This is a genomic window from Amycolatopsis alba DSM 44262, assembly GCF_000384215.1.
Lineage (GTDB): Bacteria > Actinomycetota > Actinomycetes > Mycobacteriales > Pseudonocardiaceae > Amycolatopsis > Amycolatopsis alba.
The window spans coordinates 4,642,421-4,661,109 of the sequence record NZ_KB913032.1; the positions used below are offsets into that span (position 1 = coordinate 4,642,421).

The following is an 18,689-nucleotide window of genomic DNA, read 5'->3' on the forward strand; positions in this document are numbered from 1 at the left end:
ATGGAGAACTTCGACCGCCGGAAGGCGCTCATCCTGGGAGCGGGCGTGCTCGGCGCGGCCGCGCTCGGGACCGGGACCGCGCACGCGGCCACCTGGACACCGCGATGGAGCCCGGACCCGGCGAAGGACGGCCTGCGCGCGTTCGAGGGCCTGGAGGACGACCGCGCCGGATCGCATCCCGGCGTGAAGCACATCTACCCCGAAGGCGACCACTGGCGCTTCGACATGCACACGCGGGATGTCGACACATCGACAGATCGGCAGCGCAACGAGGCGAAGGGGATGCGCGACGGCGACAAGACGTACAAGATCCTGAAGGACGAGACCTGGCGGATCTCCTACCAGGCGTTTTGGCCCACCGAACTGACCGCGACGACGGCGTTCACCCACCTGTTCCAGATGAAGGTCCCCGACGTCGGGCCTCCGCAGTGGACCCTCACGCCGCGCCAGAAGGGCGGCAAAGGGGTGCTGACCATCGCCGGTGACTCGGGCGCGGAAGCCGACCTCGCCGACTACGCGCCGCTCCAGAACAAGTGGATCGACGTGTCCTGGGAGTTCAAGGCCTCCCACAATGGCTACTTGCACTGCGTGCTCAAGGACGGTTCCCGGACCGTCGCCGACGTCCGGAAGGCCGCGGATCTGTGGCGGGACGTGAACTACCTGCGGCCGAAATGGGGCGTCTACCGCAGCCTGAACTCGTCCGGCCTGAAGAACTGCCACCAGAACATCCGCGGCCTGATGTCCTCGCAGCTGGTCTGAGGTCACCGACGGTGGCGACGGCGTCCCCGGTGACAGGGCGTCGGTCGTCGCCTCGGCACGCCCGCGCAGGGGTCCTGAACAGGGCGTGAACGCCCTCGTCGCCCGGCTCGAACGGGGGAAGGGGACCGTCCCGCGACTGCTCCGTTGTGATCACCGTAAGTACTCCATTCGTCGCGCTTACGACTCATGAGTAAACGTTTGTGTTACGTAGCGTGCCTTTCCTATGGCAGCAAAGCGGCCGTTAGGTACCGTCTCTCGGTCGAACCCGGCAGCGTCGCCGGGTCGCTTTCTTCGGACCATCCGCTGGATCAGCGGGGAGGGAGACACACGTTGCGTCGCATGCGTGGAACCGCGCTGGCCGCCGCCGCCATGGCCGGTGCATTGGTACTGGCCGGGTGCGCGAAGGATTCAGGTGCGGGGAACAACAACAACGCGAGCACTGGGGACCAGTCCGCCAGCTGCGTGACGGCGCCGAAGCCGCCCGCCGCGGCGGCCGCCACGACCAGCTCCGCGCAGGCCGGTGAGAAGGTCGACGGCAGCAAGCTCAAGGTCGCGCTGGCCTTCGACGTCGGCGGCCGTGGCGACGCGTCGTTCAACGACTCCGCCGCCGCCGGTACCGACAAGGCCAAGACCGAGCTCGGCGTCACCGCGGTCACCGAAAGCACCGCCGCCGCGACCGAGGACGAGGCCGCCAAGTCGCAGCGTCTCGACCAGCTCGCGTCGCAGGGCTTCAGCCCGGTCATCGCGGTCGGCTTCGCCTACGCCAAGGCCGTCGGCGCCATCGCGCCGAAGTACCCGAACACCCAGTTCGCGATCGTCGACGACGACTCCGTCAAGGCGCCGAACGTCACCCCGCTGGTCTTCGCCGAGGAGCAGGGCTCGTTCCTGGCCGGTGTCGCCGCCGCGTACAAGTCGAAGAAGTGCCACGTCGGCTTCGTCGGCGGCGTGAACACGCCGCTGATCCAGAAGTTCGAGGCCGGCTTCCTGCAGGGTGTGAAGGCCGCGTCGACCAAGGCCGTCATCGAGGACGAGTACCTCACCCCGGCCGGTGACTTCTCCGGGTTCCAGGACCCGGCGAAGGGCAACGTGAAGGCCGCCGCGCAGATCGCCAAGGGCGCGGACGTCGTCTACCACGCCGCCGGTGCCTCCGGTAAGGGCGTTTTCGAGGCCGCGAAGTCGAACAACGCGCTCGCCATCGGCGTCGACTCCGACCAGTACAACCAGAAGACGGTCGAGGCGTCGAAGGACGTCATCATCACCTCGATGCTCAAGCGCGTCGACGTGGCGGTGTTCGACTACCTGCGCGCCCTGGCCAAGGGTGACCTGACGTCGCTGCCGAAGCGCTTCGACCTCAAGGTCGACGGCGTCGGCTACGCCACCTCCGGTGGCAAGATCGACGACATCAAGGACGTCCTCGACGGCTACAAGGCGCAGATCGTCTCCGGGGCGATCACCGTCTCGGACAAGCCGCAGAAGTAAGCTCCACCAGGTAGCAGGGCTCGGAAGGACGACCCTTCCGAGCCCTCACCTGTTTACCCAGAACTGGATGGCTTTTTGATGAGCGCTCCCCAGGCCGAGGTCACCGACGCCCCCGACCGGGGTGAACCGGCCGTGCAGCTGACCGGGATCACGAAGCGATTCCCCGGTGTCGTGGCCAACTCCGACGTCAACCTCACCGTCACCAAAGGCGAGGTGCACGCCGTCTGCGGCGAGAACGGCGCGGGCAAATCGACCCTGATGAAAATCCTCTACGGCATGCAACAGCCGGACGAGGGCGACATCGCGATCAACGGCGAACCGGTGAAACTGCGCAACCCGCAGGACGCCATCAAGGCCGGGATCGGGATGGTCCACCAGCACTTCATGCTCGCCGACAACCTCACCGTCGGGGAGAACGTCTTCCTCGGCGCGGAGAACCTGCACGGCATCGGCCGCGCCGCCAGGGCGAAACTGGCGGAACTCGCCGGCCGGGTCGGCCTGCACGCCCGCCCGGACGCGCTGCTGGAGGAACTCGGCGTCGCCGACCGCCAGCGCGTGGAGATCGTCAAGGTGCTCTACCGCGGCGCGCGGATCATCATCCTCGACGAGCCCACCGCGGTGCTCGTGCCGCAGGAGGTCGACGCGCTGTTCGAGACCGTCCGTGCCATGCAGAAGGACGGCTTCACCTTCCTCTTCATCTCGCACAAGCTCGACGAGGTGCGCGCGATCGCCGACACGGTCACCGTGATCCGCCGCGGCACCACGGTCGGCTCGGCCGATCCGAAGACGATCACCTCGCGCCAGCTGGCCGAGATGATGGTCGGCTCGGAGCTGCCCAGCCCGGAGACCCGCGAGTCCACCGTGACCGACCGGGACGTCCTGCGCCTGGACGACGTCTGCCTGAAGGTCGAGGGTTCCGAGCGGAACGTGCTCGACCACATCTCCTTCACCGTGCACGCGGGTGAGGTCCTCGGGATCGCCGGGGTCGAGGGCAACGGCCAGACCGAGCTCGTCGAGACGATCATGGGCATGCGCAAGGGCGGCGGCCGGATCGAACTGACCGAGGCCGACGGCGACGTCGTCGAACTCCACAAACTGGGGACGCTCGCCCGCCGCGAGGCCGGCATCGGCTACATCGCCGAAGACCGCACGCGGCACAGCCTGCTGCTCACGCAACCCTTGTGGGTCAACCGGATCCTCGGCTACCAGACCCGCAAGCCGGTCGCGAAAGGACAGTTGCTCGACATCGACGGCGCGCGGGAGGACACCCGCCGCATCGTCGAGGAGTACGACGTCCGCACGCCGGGTATCGACGTCCCCGCCGCCGCGCTTTCGGGTGGCAACCAGCAGAAGCTGATCGTCGGGCGCGAGCTTTCCGGTAACCCGGTCCTGCTGATCGCCTCACATCCGACCCGCGGTGTCGACGTCGGCGCGCAGGCGCTGATCTGGGAGCAGATCCGCCAGGCCCGAGCGGCCGGGCTGGCCGTGCTGTTGATTTCGGCCGACCTCGACGAGCTGATCGGGCTGTCGGACACCATCCAGGTCATGCTCCGCGGACGGCTGGTCGGCGAGGCCGACCCCGCGACCGTGACCCCGCAGCAACTGGGCTCCGCGATGACGGGTGCCTCCGAAGACTCCGAAGAAGGTGCATCGTGAGTTCCTGGCGTACGAGGCTGCTGCCGCCTCTGCTCGCGATCGTTTTCGCGGTCATCCTGACGGCCATCGCGCTGATCATCTCGGGCGCGGATCCGCTCCAGGCCTACGGCACGATGATCGGCCAGCTCTTCAAGGGCTCGACAGCCGTCGACACGGTGAACCTCGCGACGGTCTACTACCTGTCCGGGCTCGCGGTGGCCATCGGCTTCCAGATGAACCTCTTCAACATCGGTGTCGAGGGCCAGTACCGGTTCGCCGCCATCGTCACCGCCATCATCGGCGGGGCGCTGAAGCTGCCGCCGGTGATCCACGTGCTCGCGATCCTGGTCGTCGCGGTCTTGAGCGGCATGCTCTACGCGGCGATCCCCGCGGTGCTGAAGGTGACCCGAGGCGTTTCCGAGGTCATCTCGACGATCATGCTGAACGCGATCGTCGGCGGCATCGTGGCGTTCCTGGTCAACGCCGACCAGTTCGGCGTGCAGACCGGCAACAACATCGCCACCCGCGAGATCGCCGAAACCGGCCGGATCCCCGGTGTCCCGATCGGGTCGGGCGAACTGTTCGGCTTCGTGTTCATCGCGGCGCTGATCGGCGCGGCCTACTGGTTCATGCTCAACCGGACCCGGTTCGGGTTCGAGCTGAAGGCCTCCGGCGAATCGACGACGGCCGCCGCCGCGGGCGGGGTCAACGCCAAGAAGATGACGCTGATCGCGATGCTGCTTTCCGGTGGCGTCGCCGGTCTGATCGCGATGCCGGAACTGCTCGGCCGCGACTTCACCTACGGCATCACCTCGACCCAGATGTACGGCTTCACCGGCATCGCGGTCGCGCTGCTCGGCCGTAACCACCCGGCCGGGATCGCGCTGGGCGCGCTGCTGTGGGCGTTCCTCGACCGGTCCGCGGTGTCGCTCGAACAGATCAACGTGTCCAAAGAGATCGCCACGATCATGCAGGGCGTGATCGTGCTGTCGGTCGTCATCGCGTACGAGATCGTGCGCCGCGCGGACCTGGCCGCCGAACAGCGTCGCGTGGGTCGCGCGCTGGCGGGCAAGGGTTCCAGCGTGTCCGAGGGAGGTGCGGTGTGACCACCGCGGATGTACTTTCGCCCAACTCGGGCGGGACCACCATGCCGGTGAAACCGCCGAAGCGGCGTATCCCCGGCTGGGCCAAGGGCGCCATCTGGGGTTTGCTGGCGGTCGGGGTGCTCGCGATCGCGTCGTACGCCACCGGCGTCAACACGCTGACCTCGACCAACACCGCGCACACCGCGTTGCGGCTGGCGCTGCCGATCCTGCTGTGCGCGCTCGGCGGGCTGTGGGCCGAACGCGCGGGCGTGATCAACATCGGCCTCGAAGGCATGATGATCCTCGGCACCTGGGGCGCCGCGTGGGGCGCGTACCACGGCGGGGTCTGGGCCGGGCTGATCTCGGCGGTCGTGTTCGGCGCGCTCGGCGGTCTGCTGCACGCCGTCGCGACGGTGACCTTCAACGTCAACCACATCGTCTCCGGTGTGGCGATCAACCTGCTCGGTCTCGGGGTCGCGAAGTACCTCGCGAACCTGATCTTCACCCCGCTTTCGGGGAACCCGCGCCAGTCGCCGCCGGTGCCGAAGTTCGACACCTATTCGGCGACGTTCCTCTCGGACTGGTTGTCGGATCTGGAAAAGATGCAGCGCGTCTTCATCTCCGACCTCGCCGGGATCCTCAACGGCCTGGTCACCGAGGTCGCGCCGCTGACGATGATCGCGATCGCGCTGGTCCCGATCAGCTACCTCGTGCTGTGGCGCACGCGGTTCGGCCTGCGGCTGCGGTCCTGCGGGGAGAACCCGGTCGCGGCCGAGTCGCTCGGCGTGAACGTCTACCTGCACAAGTACGTCGCCATGATCATCTCCGGCGGGCTCGCCGGGATGGGTGGCGCGTCGCTCGTGCTGCTCGCGGGCGGGGCGGACTACCTGGAGAACCAGACCAACAACCGCGGGTACATCGGCCTCGCGGCGATGATCTTCGGCAACTGGCGGCCGGGTGGCCTGCTCGGCGGCGCGGCGCTGTTCGGGTACGCCGACGGTCTCCAGCTCGCCGGTGGCGGCACGGCGGTGCTCGCGCTGCTCTACGGCGCGGTGATCCTGCTGGCCGTGATCGTGGCCGTGCAGCTGTTCCGCCGTCAGTGGATCGCCGCCGCGCTCGGTGTCGTCGGCGCGGGCGCGCTGTACGCGATCTACTGGACCAACGACGACCTGCCCAGCGACCTCATCCCGTACACGGCGCACTTCGTGACGCTGATCGTGCTGGCGGTGGCTTCGCAGCGGCTGCGGCCGCCCAAGGCGGACGGCGCGCTGTACCGACGAGGTGAGGACTGACATGGCGGAGTACGACTGGGAAGCCCTGCGGGCTCAAGCCGTCGAAGCGGCGAAGTCGGCGTACGCGCCGTACTCGGGCCTGCACGTCGGTGTCGCGGGTGTGGTGGACGACGGCCGGATCGTCGTCGGCTGCAACGTCGAGAACGCTTCGTACGGCTTGGGAATGTGTGCGGAATGCACGATGGCGGGGCAGCTGCGGCTGACCGGCGGCGGCAAGCTCGTCGCCGTCGCCTGCCGCAGTGGCTCCGGCGATCTGCTGATGCCGTGCGGACGTTGCCGTCAGATCCTGTTCGAGCACGGCGGCGCGGAGTGCCTTGTGGACACTCCCAGCGGCATCCTGCCGATGTCGTCGGTGCTGCCGGACGCCTTCGGGCCGGACGACCTGCCATGAGCGCGTTCGCCGCCGTCGACGTCATCCGCGCGAAGCGGGACGGTGGACGGCTCACCGACGAGCAGATCGACTGGACCATCGACGCGTACACGCGCGGAGACATCGCCGAGGAACAGATGGCCGCGCTCGCGATGGCCATCTTCCTGCGGGGGATGGACTCCGGGGAGATCGCGCGGTGGACCGGCGCGATGATCGAATCGGGGGAGCGGCTGGACCTGAAGGTCAGCCGTCCGACGATCGACAAGCATTCGACCGGCGGGGTCGGCGACAAGATCACGCTGCCGCTGGCACCGCTCGTCGCGGCTTGTGGCGCGGCCGTGCCGCAGCTGTCCGGACGCGGGCTCGGGCACACGGGCGGGACGCTCGACAAACTGGAGTCGATCCCCGGCTGGCGTGCCGCGCTGTCGACGTCGGAGATCATCCGGCAGCTGGACGAGGTCGGCGCGGTGGTGTGCGCGGCGACGTCGGGGCTGGCTCCGGCGGACAAGAAGCTGTACGCGCTGCGGGACGTGACGTCGACGGTGGAGTCGATCCCGCTGATCGCGAGCTCGATCATGAGCAAGAAGATCGCCGAGGGCTCGGCCGGGCTCGTTCTCGACGTGAAGACCGGTTCGGGCGCGTTCATGAAGACGCTGCCGCAGGCGCGGGAACTCGCGCGGACCCTGGTGGAGATCGGGACCGCGCACGGTGTCGCGACGACGGCGCTGATCACGGACATGAACGTGCCGTTGGGGCATGCAGTCGGCAACGCGATCGAGATCGCGGAGTCGGTCGAGGTGCTGCGCGGCGGTGGCCCGGCGGACGTCGTCGAGCTGACCGTGGCTTTGGCGCGGGAGATGCTGGCGCTGGCCGGGCTGTCCGATGTGGACCCGGCCGCGGTGCTCGCGTCGGGTCAGGCCTACGAGACGTGGTGCCGGATGATCGCCGCTCAGGGCGGGGATCCGGAGGCCGCTCTGCCGCGGCCCAAGCATGTCCACATCGTCCCGGTGCCGTCGTCTGGTGTCTTGGCTTCGCTGGACGCGTATTCGGTCGGGGTCGCCGCTTGGCGGCTCGGGGCCGGGCGGGCGCGCAAGGAGGATCCGGTGCAGGCCGCGGCCGGCGTGCTGTGCCTGGCGAAGCCGGGCGACAAGGTGACGGCCGGGCAGCCGCTGCTGGAGCTGCACACCGACACTCCGGACGCCGTTCCTTCGGCTCTCGCTGCGCTCGAAGGCGCCTACGCCGTTGGCTCCTCGGCGCCGGACTCCGCTCCGCTCGTCCTGGAGACCGTGCGCGCCTAATCGACTTTCGCGGGCTAATCGCGATCTGTGGCGGCGCGGGACCCCTGGGTTGCGGCCTCGCGTCCTGAAGGCCCCCTTTGAGACGTTCAACGTCTCAAAGGGGGCCTTCAGGACGTCCGGCGCCGGCGGAGCGGAGGGGCGGAGAAGCGTGAAGGCCCCCTTCCCGAGGCGGAGCCGGGGAAGGGGGCCTTCACGCGTCAAGCGAGATCAGTCGGTGGTCTCGTCGGTGCCGTCGGCCTTCGCCTTGGCGTCGGCCGCCTTGGGGGCACGGCCGTTGCGCGAGCTGCGACGCGGCTGACGCGGGGCGGGCGGCGGCGGGGCGATCTGCTGCACGGCCGGGCCACCGCCGAGCATCAGCTCCGCGAAGGTCGCCATGGCCTCGTCCAGCTGGCCGCCGATGCGGCGGACGGACTCGTCGTTGCTCTTGCGCACCAGCGTGTCGACCGAGTCGGTGTCCGGCTGCTTCTGCAGCGTGCTCTCGACCTTCGACAGGCCGCTGCGGATCGAGCCGTCGAGGTCGCCGAGGCGTCCGGTGAAGCCGTCCTCGACCTTGTCGAGCCGCTCGGCCAGGTCGTCGAGGCGCGAGGTGACCTTCTCGAGGCGGTCGCCGAGGCCGTCGAGGCGCTCCGAGGCGTCGATCATCTCGCCGGTCTCGGTCAGCGCGGTCTTCAGCGCTTCGGTGTTCGCGGTGAGGCTGTCCTTGGTGGCCTTGTCGAGGTTCTCGACGCGGGTGCGCAGCTCGCGGTCGACGGTGTCGACGCGGTCGCGCAGGGCCGACTCGGCCTGCTCGACGCGCTCGCGCACCGGGCCGATCACCGACTGCGGCAGCGAGTCGGTCTTCACGTCCTGCTTGTCGAGGTGCGCGCCGAGCTCGTCGAGACGGCGGTGGATGTTCTGGAGCTTGTCCTCGAGCCCGTCCATCCGGCCCCCGACGCCTTCGAGGCGCGCGGCCATGCCGTCGAGGCGGCCGTCGAGCTGGGCGAACGGCTTGGCCAGCTTGTCGACGATGCTTTCGACGGCGCGGGTCAGCGCGGCGATCGCGGTGTCCTGCGCTTCGAGCCGCGACATGGTCTCGTCGAGACGCTCGGCGAGCACGCTGGTCTCGGTGCGGTCGGGCATCTCCGAGAGGCGCTTGCGGACCGCGCCGAGCGAGTCGACCGGCGCCAGACGTGCGTAGATGTCGTCGAGCGCGTCGAAGATCTGCTGCTGTTCGCTCTCACGCACTTCGGCCGCGCGCACCAGCATGTTGCGCATCCGGTCGAAGGACGGGGCTGCAATGTGGTTGTCAGTGGTCACTGCGGTGTCCTTCGTGGGCGGGGAAATGGGAGGGACGTGCCGTGAAGCTTATCCATTGCGAAATTGCTGTGCGTATGGCCCCCGTGTATCGGACAATGCCGAGCTCTGCCCTGATGGCCGATTCAGCTCGTGATCCACAAAGCTGAGGGTTAAGTCAAGCGCGAGACTTACCGCCATGTAGGGGAATGACAGCCTGGTTACCGTTACGTATGTCCTCTGAAAGCAGCAGTTCCCGCATCCCGGAGGCGGTACTGGCCCGCGCTCCCAAGGTCCTCCTGCACGACCATCTGGACGGCGGCCTCCGTCCGGCCACGGTCGCCGAACTCGCCGAACGGACCGGGTACCAGGCCTTGCCTGCCAGCGATCCCGTCGAGCTCGGGCGATGGTTCCGCGACGCCGCCGATTCCGGCTCCCTCGTCTCGTACCTTGAGACGTTCGCGCATACCTGTGGCGTGATGCAGACCGAGGAAGCGCTGGTCAGAGTGGCCGCCGAGGCGGTGGAAGACCTCGCGGCCGACGGCGTCGTCTACGCCGAGGTGCGGTACGCGCCCGAACTCTTCGTCGAACGCGGACTGTCACTCGATGCGGTGGTCGAGGCTGTTCAGGCCGGGTTCGAGGAAGGTGAACGGAGAGTGGCGGCGGCGGGCGGCCGGATCCGCGTCGGGACGTTGCTCTGCGCGATGCGCCAGCACGCCAGGGCGCTCGAGATCGCCGGTCTCGCCGTCCGCTACCGCGACGCCGGCGTGGTCGGGTTCGACATCGCCGGACCGGAAGACGGATTTCCGCCTACCAGAAATCTCGACGCATTCGAGTTTCTGCGGACGAATAATGCGCATTTCACGATTCATGCCGGTGAGGCGTTCGGGCTCGCGTCGATTTGGGAGGCGATTCAGCATTGCGGCGCGGAGCGGCTCGGCCACGGTGTGCGCATCGTCGACGACATCAAGACCGACAGTGACGGCACGGTCCATTTGGGACGGTTGGCCGCCTACGTCCGCGACCGCCGGATCCCGCTGGAGATCTGCCCCACGTCCAATGTCCAGACGGGAGCGGCGCGCTCGATCGGCGAACATCCCATCGGCCTGCTCGCCAGGCTGCGGTTCCGGGTCACCGTCAACACCGACAACCGGCTGATGAGCGGCTGCTCCATGACCAGCGAATTCGCCGCCCTTGCCGAGGCGTTCGGCTTCGGCCTGGCCGATCTCGAGTGGTTCACCATCAATGCGATGAAATCCGCGTTCCTCGATTTCGACCAGCGGCTCGACATCATCAACACGGTGATCAAGCCCGGATACGCCGCCTTGCGTTAGTTAGCACCGGCAACTATCGTTCACTATGTAGGAGTTCAATCCCAAATAGTGAAACGGTGGCGAAGATGGCGCAGGTCGCGAACGTGGGGATCGGCGGCAAACGGCGCTGGCTCATCCTCGCGCTCGGCCTCGCCGCGCAGACCGCGAGCTGTTCGTTCCTCTACGGGATCCCGTTCCTGGTGCCGTCCATGCAGCGTGCGGAGGGTCTCACGCTCGCCGAGGCGGGAACGGTGGTCGCGGCGCCGAGTCTTGGCCTGTTGTTCACCTTGATCCTGTGGGGTGCGGCCGCGGACCGTTACGGAGAGCGTTTGGTAATGGCCCTCGGACTCGGCGTCTCGGGGTTACTCCTCGTGTACGCGACCGTCGGTGATCACTCGCTCGGGACTCTCTTTGGAGTGTTCCTGCTCGCCGGCGCGAGCACCGCGTCAGTGAACGCCGCGAGCGGCCGGGCCGTCCTCGGCTGGTTCGGCCCGGCCGAACGCGGCCTCGCGATGGGCATCCGCCAGATGGCCCAGCCGCTCGGGGTGGGGGTCGCCGCCTTCGGCCTCCCGCCGCTCGCGGACCGCTGGGGTTTCCAGGTCTCGCTGATGCTGCCCGCGCTGGCCGCGATCGTCGTCGCGCTCCTGGTCGCCTGGCTCCTGGTCGACCCGCCGCGCCCGGAGTCCGAAGCGGGCAAGGAGGAGAAGCCGCCGTCGCCGTACCGGAAGCCTGCTCTTTGGCGGGTCCACGGCGCGAGCGCGCTGCTCGTCGTCCCGCAGTTCACCGTTTCCGCGTTCACCCCCGTGTACCTGGTGACCATGCACCACTGGACGGCCGCGTCGGCAGGCTGGTTCGTCGGCGCCGTCCAGATCCTCGGCGCGCTGGGCAGGCTGGTGTCGGGCTACTGGTCCGACCGCGTCGGCAGCAGGCTGCGGCCGATGCGGCAGCTGGCGATCTCGAGCGCCGGGGCGATGCTGCTGGTCGCGCTGGGGGACGCGACGTGGCCATGGCTGGTGCTGCTCGCGCTGGTCCTGGCCGCGGTGATCACCGTGTCCGACAACGGGCTCGGATTCACCGCGTCGGCGGAGATGGCCGGTCTAGCGTGGGCGGGGCGGGCGATGGGCACGCAGAACACCGGCCAGAACATCGCCGCCGCGCTGACCCCGCCGATGCTGGGCCTGGTGATCGGTGATTCGCGGTACGCGCTGGCCTTCTGCGTGGCCGCGGTCTTCCCGGCGCTGGCCGTGGCCCTGGTACCCGTCAAAGACGAAAAGACCGCGCGCCCCACCAAGTGACCGGACGTGCCCTGCAAGGTGACCGGCGGACTGTCTCTCGGAAGCGCGCCAGCGCGACGAGAGACTTCACCTCGCGCGCCCTCTTTCGGGCCGAAGGCCCACGAAAAGCGCGATGAAGGGGCGCCTCCCCGCCCAACGTGACGTTGAACGGGAACCGCCCCTTCATCGCGCTTTTCGTCAGCGCGCGAGCTACAACACCGTGAGCCGGTTCTCGAAGGTCTCGACGAGCTTGCGCCACTCGGACTGCTCGGCGTCGAACGGAGCGCTCGGCTCGAGACGCGAGGGGTCCGGCCGCAGCACGAACGACACCAGCCAGCCGAGGCTTTCGTTGGCGGCCAGCGCGGTTTCGACGCTGTCGTCGTCGGCCCAGTCGGCGGCGTCGGTGATCAGCTCGACGGCCAGCTCCAGCTGGATCGGATCGATCGACTCCGGCCCTTCGGCGATGTCGTCGGCGATGCCGTTGAGCACGTAGGTGTTCTCGGAGTCGACGTCGATCTCGAGCTCGCCCGCGGTGGCCTTCGTGGTCACCTCGTCCCAAGTGGACACTTGGGCGAGGTCGTTGCCCGCCAGCTCCTTGCCGTCCGCGATCGCGCGGAGGAGCGCCTTCTCGGAGGAGAAGACGTCGATCTCGCCTTCGCTGCCGAGGAAGATCGGCTTGTCGTCGAGGTAGCAGCGCAGCGTGTAGTACTCGGCGCCGGAGGTGATGATCTTGATCGGGTCGATGCCGACCTCGCCCCAGAAACCGACGGGCTCGTCGTCTTCGTCCTCGTCGTCATCCGCGTCGACGTCTTCGAGGTCCTCGTTCTCGGCGGCGGCCGCCTCGGCTTCGGCGGACTCCGCGAGGAAGGTCGCGAGCTCCTCCGCCGTCTGCTCCAGCACCTTCTCGTCGACGTCGGGCGCGGTCACCAGGCCGTCGATCGCGTCGAGCACGATGTCCCACTTCTCGGAGACCGCCTCGGACAGGTCCGCCCAGAGGCGCTCGCCGTCACGGCCGGAGAAGGGCAGCGTGCCCTGGTCCAGCAGCGAGAAGCTCTCGTGCGCGTCGAGGACCTCGTGGACCTCTTCGAGCTCGCACACGTCCGCGAGCGAACGCACGATGCCGATGATCTCGGCCAGCTCGCCGAGCGTCCACTGGTCCGGCTTCTCGGCGACCAGCTCGGGGACGCCCACCAGGTCGTAGGTGTGGTCGTCGTCCGGGATCAGCTCGGGCACGTTCAGTGCCGGCACGACCTCCCACGCGGGGTGGTCGAGCAGGTCGTGCTGCTCGGAGGTCCGCACGAATGCGGCCAGGTGCGCGGCGTCCGGGAAGGCGTACAGGTCCTCCTCGTCGCCGAGGAAGGCTTCCCACTCCTCGCCGTCTTCCCGCCAGCGCGGCGCCCAGAGAGTGACGACGTCACCCTGTGGCAGGCCGAGTTCGATCGGGATGATGTCCTGTGCCATTCCTTAGCCCTCTCGGATTACCGCCTGTGTGCGCGCGGCCGGGTGATGCTTGCCCGGTGGGTGCGCGGTACCGCGAAGCCTACGGGTTTCCGCCGATGGGCGCGATCACCCCTGGGCAAGAAGCGACCAACGGATGGCACGATAGGCCTTCTGATGACACTTACAGACCTCCTGCCTGCGGCTCCCGACCCCGACTCGCTGTTCGAAGCCTTCTCGACCTGGACAGCCGAGCGCGGGCTTGAGCTGTACCCCGCGCAGGAGGAGGCCATCATCGAAGTGGTCTCCGGGGCGAACCTGATCCTGTCGACGCCGACGGGCTCGGGAAAGAGCCTGGTCGCGGTCGGGGCGCACTTCACCGCGCTCGCGCACGGCCGCCGCAGCTACTACACCGCGCCGATCAAAGCCCTGGTCTCGGAGAAGTTCTTCCAGCTCATCGAGATCTTCGGCCCCGAGAACGTCGGCATGATGACCGGCGACTCGGCGGTGAACGCCGACGCGCCGATCATCTGCTGTACCGCGGAAATCCTGGCGAACATGGCGTTGCGGTTCGGTGCCGACGCGCCGGTCGGCCAGGTCATCGCCGACGAGTTCCACTTCTACTCGGAGCCGGATCGCGGCTGGGCCTGGCAGGTGCCGCTGCTGGAACTGCCGAACGCGCAGTTCGTGCTGATGTCGGCGACGCTGGGCGACGTCTCGTTCTTCGAAAAAGATCTCACCCGGCGCACGGGCCGCCCGACCGCGGTGGTCACCTCGGCGGAACGGCCGGTGCCGCTGACCTTCCGCTACGCGCTGACACCGTTGCACGAGACGATGTCCGAGCTGCTCCACGGCGGTCAGTCGCCGGTCTACGTCGTGCACTTCTCGCAGGCGGCGGCGATCGAGCGGGCGCAGACGCTGATGAGCATCAACGTCACCTCGAAGGCGGAAAAGGAGGCGATCGCCGAGATGCTCGGCGACTTCCGCTTCTCGGCCGGGTTCGGGAAGACGTTGTCCCGGCTGGTCCGGCACGGCATCGGCGTCCACCACGCCGGGATGCTGCCGAAGTACCGGCGCCTGGTCGAGCAGCTCGCGCAAGCCGGGCTGCTGAAGGTGATCTGCGGGACCGACACGCTCGGCGTCGGCATCAACGTACCTATTCGCACAGTGGTCTTTTCAGCGCTGACGAAGTACGACGGCGTACGGCAACGGCATCTCAAGGCGCGCGAGTTCCACCAGATCGCCGGGCGCGCGGGGCGGGCCGGGTACGACACCGACGGCTACGTCGTCGTGCAGGCGCCGGACCACGTCGTCGAAAACGCCAAGGCGCTGGAGAAGGCGGGTGACGACCCGAAGAAGAAAAAGAAGATCGTCCGCAAGAAGGCGCCCGAAGGGTTCGTCAACTGGACGGAGAGCACCTTCGACCGGCTGATCGCGGCCGAGCCGGAGCCGCTCACGTCGAGCTTCCACGTCAGCCACTCGATGCTGCTGAACGTCATCTCCCGACCGGGCAACGCGTTCGACTCGATGCGGCATCTGCTGGAGGACAACCACTCCGACCGTCCCGCCCAGCGGAAACTGATCCTGCGCGCGATCGCGATCTACCGAGCGCTGCTCGCGGCCGGTGTCGTGGAGCGGCTCGACGAACCCGACGAGCAGGGCCGGATCGTCCGGCTCACCGTGGACCTGCAGTTCGACTTCGCGCTGAACCAGCCGCTCTCGCCGTTCGCGCTGGCCGCGATCGAACTGCTCGACGTCGAATCGCCGTCGTATCCGCTCGACGTCGTGTCCATTGTGGAATCCACAGTGGACAATCCGCGCCCGGTGCTTTCGCAGCAGCAGTTCAAGGCGCGTGGCGAGGCCGTCCAGGCGATGAAGGCCGAGGGCATCGAGTACGACGAGCGGATGGAACTGCTCGAAAACGTCACGTACCCGAAGCCGCTGGAGGAATTGCTGGAGGCGGCGTATTCCCGCTACCGGCAAGGGCATCCGTGGGTCGAGGACTACGAGCTGAAGCCGAAATCGGTCGTGCGCGACATGTACGAGCGCGCGATGAACTTCGTGGAGTACATCGGTTTCTACCAGCTCGCCCGTTCGGAAGGGCTGGTGCTGCGGTATCTCACCGACACCTATGACTCGCTCCGGCACACGGTTCCCGACGAGGCCAAGGACGAGGGGCTGCAGGACCTCATCGAATGGCTCGGCGAACTGGTGCGCCAGGTCGACTCCAGCCTCCTCGACGAGTGGGAAGCCTTGCGGCACCCCGAAGAGGAAGGCCCGGTCTCGGCGCGGCCGCCGTCCGAACCGCCCGCGGTCACGCGGAACGAGCGGGCGTTCCGGGTGCTCGTGCGGAACGAGCTGTTCCGCCGGGTCGAACTGGCCGCCCGGCGGTCCTACGGGACGCTCGGCGAGCTGGACGCGGCTTCGGGCTGGGACGCGGACGCGTGGGAAGACGCCATCGAGGACTACTTCGACGAGCACGAAACCCTCGGCATCGGGCCGGACGCGCGCGGGCCCAAGCTGCTGATCATCGAGAAGGAGACGGAGATCTGGCGGGTGCGGCAGATCTTCGACGACCCGGCGGGCGACCACGACTGGGGCATCAGCGCGGAGGTCGACCTGGCGGCTTCGGACGAGGCGGGCTCAGCGGTCATCCGGATCACCGCGGTGGACCAGCTCTGATTCAGGTGGCGGGGACAGCCGCCGGGCGGAGTTCCCGGCGGCGTCGCACCAGCTGCACGATCAGCACGACCAACGAGAGCGCGGGCAGCGGGTAGCCCAGGAGAAGGCCCACCGTGATGTCGATGAGCGGCGCGGCGACGGCGGCGACGAACATCCACGTCGGCGCCACGGGCAGCTTCGGGCCGGTCCGGACTTTGCCCCACGGCTTCGCCACCGAAAGCCACGCCTGGAACGCCAGCGCGCTCGCCATCAGCGCGGTTCCGGCGACCAGGGCTACCGGTGCCGGTTCACCCACCCGCGCCGCCACGACGGAATCCTGCAAAGCGCCTGACAGCAGGAAGATCCCGGCGTAGAGCTGCACGAGCGTGATCGCGAACTTCGCCAGCACCCACCAGTGCCGGGCGAATCCCCAGGCCGTCGCCGCGGCGAGCATGAAACCGGTGAAGGCCGACGCGTTGGCGAGCGGGGCCAGCAGGAGCGAGTCGATCTCGTGCGCCATGGACGTCGCGGCGACGCGGATCGCGTCATCCTCGGTGGTGCGGCTGATCGCCAGGAGGGTGAACAGTGCCAAGGCCTGCCCCATCCAGCCCACCGAGGTGATGACGTGCAGCCAGACGGTCAGCTGCCGCCATGTCTTCTTCCCCATGCCGCACACCTTCGCGTGACCGCCCCGCCCGGCACATCCGGGGCGACCCTGAAATCAGGCCGGAAGGGGCGGGAAACAGGCCTGGGCGTCGTGGCCGTCGAACCACAGCCCGACCGTGAACGCCATGGTCGCCTCCATGAGCCGTGCCCGGTCGAGCCCGCCGGCGTTCAGCGGCGTGCAACCGATGTCGCGCACCAGGGAACTCACCACCTCGACAGCCTCCGGCGGGCCGCAGAGCGGCACCGCGAGCGGGCGGCCGTCGAACACCGGGGGAGTCATCCGCCAGACGTCCACATGGCACAGATTGAACGCCTTGACCACGTGCGCGTCCGGCGCGGCGGCGGCGATTCGCTCCGCCTGGGCGGGGATCGTGAGCACGGCGCCGGGGCCGACCGCGTTGGTGCAGTCGATCAGGATCTTCCCCGCGAGCGAATTCCCGGCCGCGGCAAGGACTTCCGTCACCGACGGCGCGGGGAGGGCCAGGAGGATCACGTCGCTCGCGCGAGCGGTCTCTTCCCAGCTCCCGGTTCGAGGGGCGATCTTCGAGGCCTTGGCCCGGTCGCGCGCGGCGACCATCATCTCGTGCCCGGACCACTGGCCGCCGAGCGCCTCCGCCATCCCGCCCGCGCCGAAAATACCGATACGCATGTGCCGCTCCCTAAGATCGAGTTACGACACGACCGTAGAAAGCGGCGCGGGTACCAAGTGGTTACCGGAGGTCCCATGAACGACGTCTTCCTCGCCGACTGCCGGGCCAGGCTCGCCTTCGACCTGATGGCGAACACGTGGAACCCGGTCGTCCTGTGGGCCCTGCGCGAGGGGCCGCTGCGACCCGCAGAGTTGCGGCGACGGCTGGGCGGGATCAGCACGAAGGTGCTCACGGAAACGGTCCGGCGGCTGGAGTTCAACGGCCTGGTCCACCGGCGCGACTGCGGGCGGACGGCGAAGGTCGAGTACTCGCTGACGGACCTCGGGGTCACCTTGCTGGGGCCCATCGAGGCCTTCGGGGAGTGGGCTCACCGCCATGGCGACGAGGTGATGGCGGCTCAGGACATGGTGACCCCGGCCCTGCGTGATCAGACGGCGATCACATGTGATTGAACGACGATCACGCGTGATCAGACGGCGAACTCGCGTGATTGAAGGCGGAACTCGCGTGATCGGTCAGGGAAGCGGGCGGGCCTCGGCCAGCTTGAGCAGGGGGACGGCCGCGGCGGCGTCGGTGATCAGCGTCGAGACCATGCCGGAGCGCAGGACGGCGTCGATGGCTTCGGCCTTCGGTTCCGTGTAGCCCAGCGCGATCACCTCGGGGACCGCCAGCAGTTCTTCGGCGCTGATGGCCAGCACGTGGTGGGCCAGCCCGGTGGACATGGGGGTCCCGTCGGCGTCGAACAGGCGCGCGGAAACCTCCGCTTTGGCACCGCGTTTCGCTATCGCGCTCCGCTCCGTCTCGTCGAGCGCGTCGTAGACCGTCGACTCCTCGGGCTTCCACGCGCCGATGCTGACGACGGCCTTGGTCAGGTTCTTGAACTGCCCGAAGGTCTCCGCGATCCCCGGCTGCCTGCGCAGTGTCTCGGTGGTGCGGCGGTCGGGGAGGACGAGCGGGCCGAAGATCGGGTACGCCTGGCCGCCGGACACCGACGCGACCCGGCTTACCGTCTCCACCGACCGGTCCCGCATGTCCATCCCCGCCTGCACCCCGCACAGTTGCACGACCGGGCATTTCGGCAGCGACTCGATCGCTTCGGTCATCGCGTTCACGGAACGTGCCCAGGACAGGCCGATGACGTCGCCCGTAGTGACGATCTCGGTCAGGAGGCGGGCGGCGAGCGAGCCGATCTTCCGCCGTGCCACTTCGCGGGATTCCGGTTCCGGTGCTCGTTCGAGCACAAGGACGCGGTCCAGCCGGTACGCGACGCGGATTTCCTCGGACAGTACGAGATCGACCGGCGCCGGCAAGCGGAATTCGACCGTGACGATGCCGGCTTCCCTGGCCGTGTCCAGCATCCGGGCGACCTTGAACCGGCTGACGCCGAACTCGTCGGCGATCTCCAGTTTCGAGGCGCCCTGTTCGTAGAACCGCCGGGCCACGGCGGCGAGGAGCAGTGACTCCACGAGGCCGGGACTCTGTTTCTTCCCGCTCATCT

General features: G+C 68.4%; 16 protein-coding genes. 11 read left to right on the plus strand and 5 right to left on the minus strand.

What is annotated here, in order from left to right; translation table 11 throughout:
* The 7 genes from AMYAL_RS0122265 to AMYAL_RS0122295 all read left to right on the plus strand — a co-directional run bounded on the left by AMYAL_RS0122265 (position 1) and on the right by AMYAL_RS0122295 (position 7,918).
* Positions 1–759 carry a hypothetical protein gene (locus AMYAL_RS0122265; RefSeq protein ID WP_020633472.1) on the plus strand — a complete coding sequence of 253 codons (759 nt, stop codon included), beginning with the start codon at positions 1–3 and terminating at the stop codon, positions 757–759.
* Between the two features lie 339 nt (positions 760–1,098).
* The gene (locus AMYAL_RS0122270; protein WP_020633473.1) at positions 1,099–2,238 is read left to right on the plus strand and encodes a BMP family lipoprotein; all 1,140 of its coding nucleotides are present in this window, start codon (positions 1,099–1,101) and stop codon (positions 2,236–2,238) included.
* A 78-nt stretch (positions 2,239–2,316) separates the two neighbouring features.
* Entirely contained in the window at positions 2,317–3,894 is a 1,578-nt protein-coding gene (locus AMYAL_RS0122275) for an ABC transporter ATP-binding protein (RefSeq protein ID WP_020633474.1), read from the plus strand.
* Positions 3,891–4,979: an ABC transporter permease gene (locus AMYAL_RS0122280; RefSeq protein ID WP_020633475.1), complete on the plus strand. Its 1,089-nt coding sequence runs from the start codon at positions 3,891–3,893 to the stop codon at positions 4,977–4,979. The genes AMYAL_RS0122275 and AMYAL_RS0122280 overlap by 4 nt, the downstream gene beginning before the upstream one ends.
* Positions 4,980–5,020: 41 nt before the next feature.
* Positions 5,021–6,250, plus strand: a complete 1,230-nt coding sequence (locus tag AMYAL_RS0122285; protein WP_093976516.1) for an ABC transporter permease — start codon at positions 5,021–5,023, stop codon at positions 6,248–6,250.
* Between the two features lies 1 nt (position 6,251).
* Positions 6,252–6,641: a cytidine deaminase gene (locus tag AMYAL_RS0122290; protein ID WP_020633477.1), complete on the plus strand. Its 390-nt coding sequence runs from the start codon at positions 6,252–6,254 to the stop codon at positions 6,639–6,641.
* Positions 6,638–7,918: a thymidine phosphorylase gene (locus AMYAL_RS0122295; RefSeq protein ID WP_020633478.1), complete on the plus strand. Its 1,281-nt coding sequence runs from the start codon at positions 6,638–6,640 to the stop codon at positions 7,916–7,918. Before AMYAL_RS0122290 ends, AMYAL_RS0122295 begins: the two co-directional genes overlap by 4 nt.
* A 207-nt stretch (positions 7,919–8,125) precedes the next feature.
* Here the strand turns inward: AMYAL_RS0122295 and AMYAL_RS0122300 are convergent, their stop codons facing one another.
* Positions 8,126–9,214: a hypothetical protein gene (locus AMYAL_RS0122300; RefSeq protein WP_026467337.1), complete on the minus strand. Its 1,089-nt coding sequence runs from the start codon at positions 9,212–9,214 to the stop codon at positions 8,126–8,128.
* Positions 9,215–9,423: 209 nt separating this feature from the next.
* Between AMYAL_RS0122300 and AMYAL_RS0122305 the strand changes: the two genes are divergently transcribed.
* Together AMYAL_RS0122305 and AMYAL_RS0122310 are read left to right on the plus strand one after the other, a co-directional pair.
* Positions 9,424–10,524 (plus strand): adenosine deaminase, encoded by a 1,101-nt coding sequence (locus AMYAL_RS0122305; protein WP_020633480.1) that lies wholly within the window; start codon positions 9,424–9,426, stop codon positions 10,522–10,524.
* Positions 10,525–10,589: 65 nt separating this feature from the next.
* A complete protein-coding gene (locus tag AMYAL_RS0122310; protein ID WP_039795652.1) occupies positions 10,590–11,798 on the plus strand; it encodes an MFS transporter in 1,209 nt (402 codons plus the stop codon).
* Positions 11,799–11,987: 189 nt separating this feature from the next.
* On the opposite strand, the gene AMYAL_RS0122315 is transcribed toward AMYAL_RS0122310, so the two are convergent.
* Complete coding sequence (locus AMYAL_RS0122315; protein ID WP_020633482.1) at positions 11,988–13,238, minus strand: hypothetical protein; 1,251 nt, start codon at positions 13,236–13,238, stop codon at positions 11,988–11,990.
* 153 nt (positions 13,239–13,391) lie between these two features.
* On the opposite strand from AMYAL_RS0122315, the gene AMYAL_RS0122320 reads away from it, so the two are divergent.
* Positions 13,392–15,896: a DEAD/DEAH box helicase gene (locus AMYAL_RS0122320; RefSeq protein ID WP_020633483.1), complete on the plus strand. Its 2,505-nt coding sequence runs from the start codon at positions 13,392–13,394 to the stop codon at positions 15,894–15,896.
* A gap of 1 nt (position 15,897) precedes the next feature.
* On the opposite strand, the gene AMYAL_RS0122325 is transcribed toward AMYAL_RS0122320, so the two are convergent.
* Both AMYAL_RS0122325 and AMYAL_RS0122330 read right to left on the minus strand, forming a co-directional pair.
* Entirely contained in the window at positions 15,898–16,542 is a 645-nt protein-coding gene (locus AMYAL_RS0122325) for a hypothetical protein (RefSeq protein ID WP_020633484.1), read from the minus strand.
* Between the two features lie 54 nt (positions 16,543–16,596).
* On the minus strand, positions 16,597–17,190 hold the full coding sequence (locus AMYAL_RS0122330) for an NADPH-dependent F420 reductase (RefSeq protein WP_020633485.1): 594 nt from the start codon (positions 17,188–17,190) through the stop codon (positions 16,597–16,599).
* A gap of 75 nt (positions 17,191–17,265) precedes the next feature.
* On the opposite strand from AMYAL_RS0122330, the gene AMYAL_RS0122335 reads away from it, so the two are divergent.
* Positions 17,266–17,643: a winged helix-turn-helix transcriptional regulator gene (locus tag AMYAL_RS0122335; RefSeq protein ID WP_020633486.1), complete on the plus strand. Its 378-nt coding sequence runs from the start codon at positions 17,266–17,268 to the stop codon at positions 17,641–17,643.
* A 63-nt stretch (positions 17,644–17,706) separates the two neighbouring features.
* Here the strand turns inward: AMYAL_RS0122335 and AMYAL_RS0122340 are convergent, their stop codons facing one another.
* Positions 17,707–18,687 carry a sugar-binding transcriptional regulator gene (locus AMYAL_RS0122340; RefSeq protein WP_026467339.1) on the minus strand — a complete coding sequence of 327 codons (981 nt, stop codon included), beginning with the start codon at positions 18,685–18,687 and terminating at the stop codon, positions 17,707–17,709.
* Positions 18,688–18,689: the final 2 nt, after the last annotated feature.

Bases quoted from the DNA above. Each gene is read 5' to 3' on its own strand.
- AMYAL_RS0122265 (WP_020633472.1), top strand. From the start codon at position 1: ATGGAGAACTTCGACCGCCGGAAGGCGCTCATCCTGGGAGCGGGCGTG.
- AMYAL_RS0122315 (WP_020633482.1), bottom strand. From the start codon at position 13,238: ATGGCACAGGACATCATCCCGATCGAACTCGGCCTGCCACAGGGTGAC.
- AMYAL_RS0122275 (WP_020633474.1), top strand. From the start codon at position 2,317: ATGAGCGCTCCCCAGGCCGAGGTCACCGACGCCCCCGACCGGGGTGAA.
- AMYAL_RS0122310 (WP_039795652.1), top strand. From the start codon at position 10,590: ATGGCGCAGGTCGCGAACGTGGGGATCGGCGGCAAACGGCGCTGGCTC.
- AMYAL_RS0122330 (WP_020633485.1), bottom strand. From the start codon at position 17,190: ATGCGTATCGGTATTTTCGGCGCGGGCGGGATGGCGGAGGCGCTCGGC.
- AMYAL_RS0122290 (WP_020633477.1), top strand. From the start codon at position 6,252: ATGGCGGAGTACGACTGGGAAGCCCTGCGGGCTCAAGCCGTCGAAGCG.
- AMYAL_RS0122270 (WP_020633473.1), top strand. From the start codon at position 1,099: ATGCGTGGAACCGCGCTGGCCGCCGCCGCCATGGCCGGTGCATTGGTA.
- AMYAL_RS0122335 (WP_020633486.1), top strand. From the start codon at position 17,266: ATGAACGACGTCTTCCTCGCCGACTGCCGGGCCAGGCTCGCCTTCGAC.
- AMYAL_RS0122285 (WP_093976516.1), top strand. From the start codon at position 5,021: ATGCCGGTGAAACCGCCGAAGCGGCGTATCCCCGGCTGGGCCAAGGGC.
- AMYAL_RS0122325 (WP_020633484.1), bottom strand. From the start codon at position 16,542: ATGGGGAAGAAGACATGGCGGCAGCTGACCGTCTGGCTGCACGTCATC.
- AMYAL_RS0122295 (WP_020633478.1), top strand. From the start codon at position 6,638: ATGAGCGCGTTCGCCGCCGTCGACGTCATCCGCGCGAAGCGGGACGGT.
- AMYAL_RS0122305 (WP_020633480.1), top strand. From the start codon at position 9,424: ATGTCCTCTGAAAGCAGCAGTTCCCGCATCCCGGAGGCGGTACTGGCC.
- AMYAL_RS0122340 (WP_026467339.1), bottom strand. From the start codon at position 18,687: ATGAGCGGGAAGAAACAGAGTCCCGGCCTCGTGGAGTCACTGCTCCTC.
- AMYAL_RS0122320 (WP_020633483.1), top strand. From the start codon at position 13,392: ATGACACTTACAGACCTCCTGCCTGCGGCTCCCGACCCCGACTCGCTG.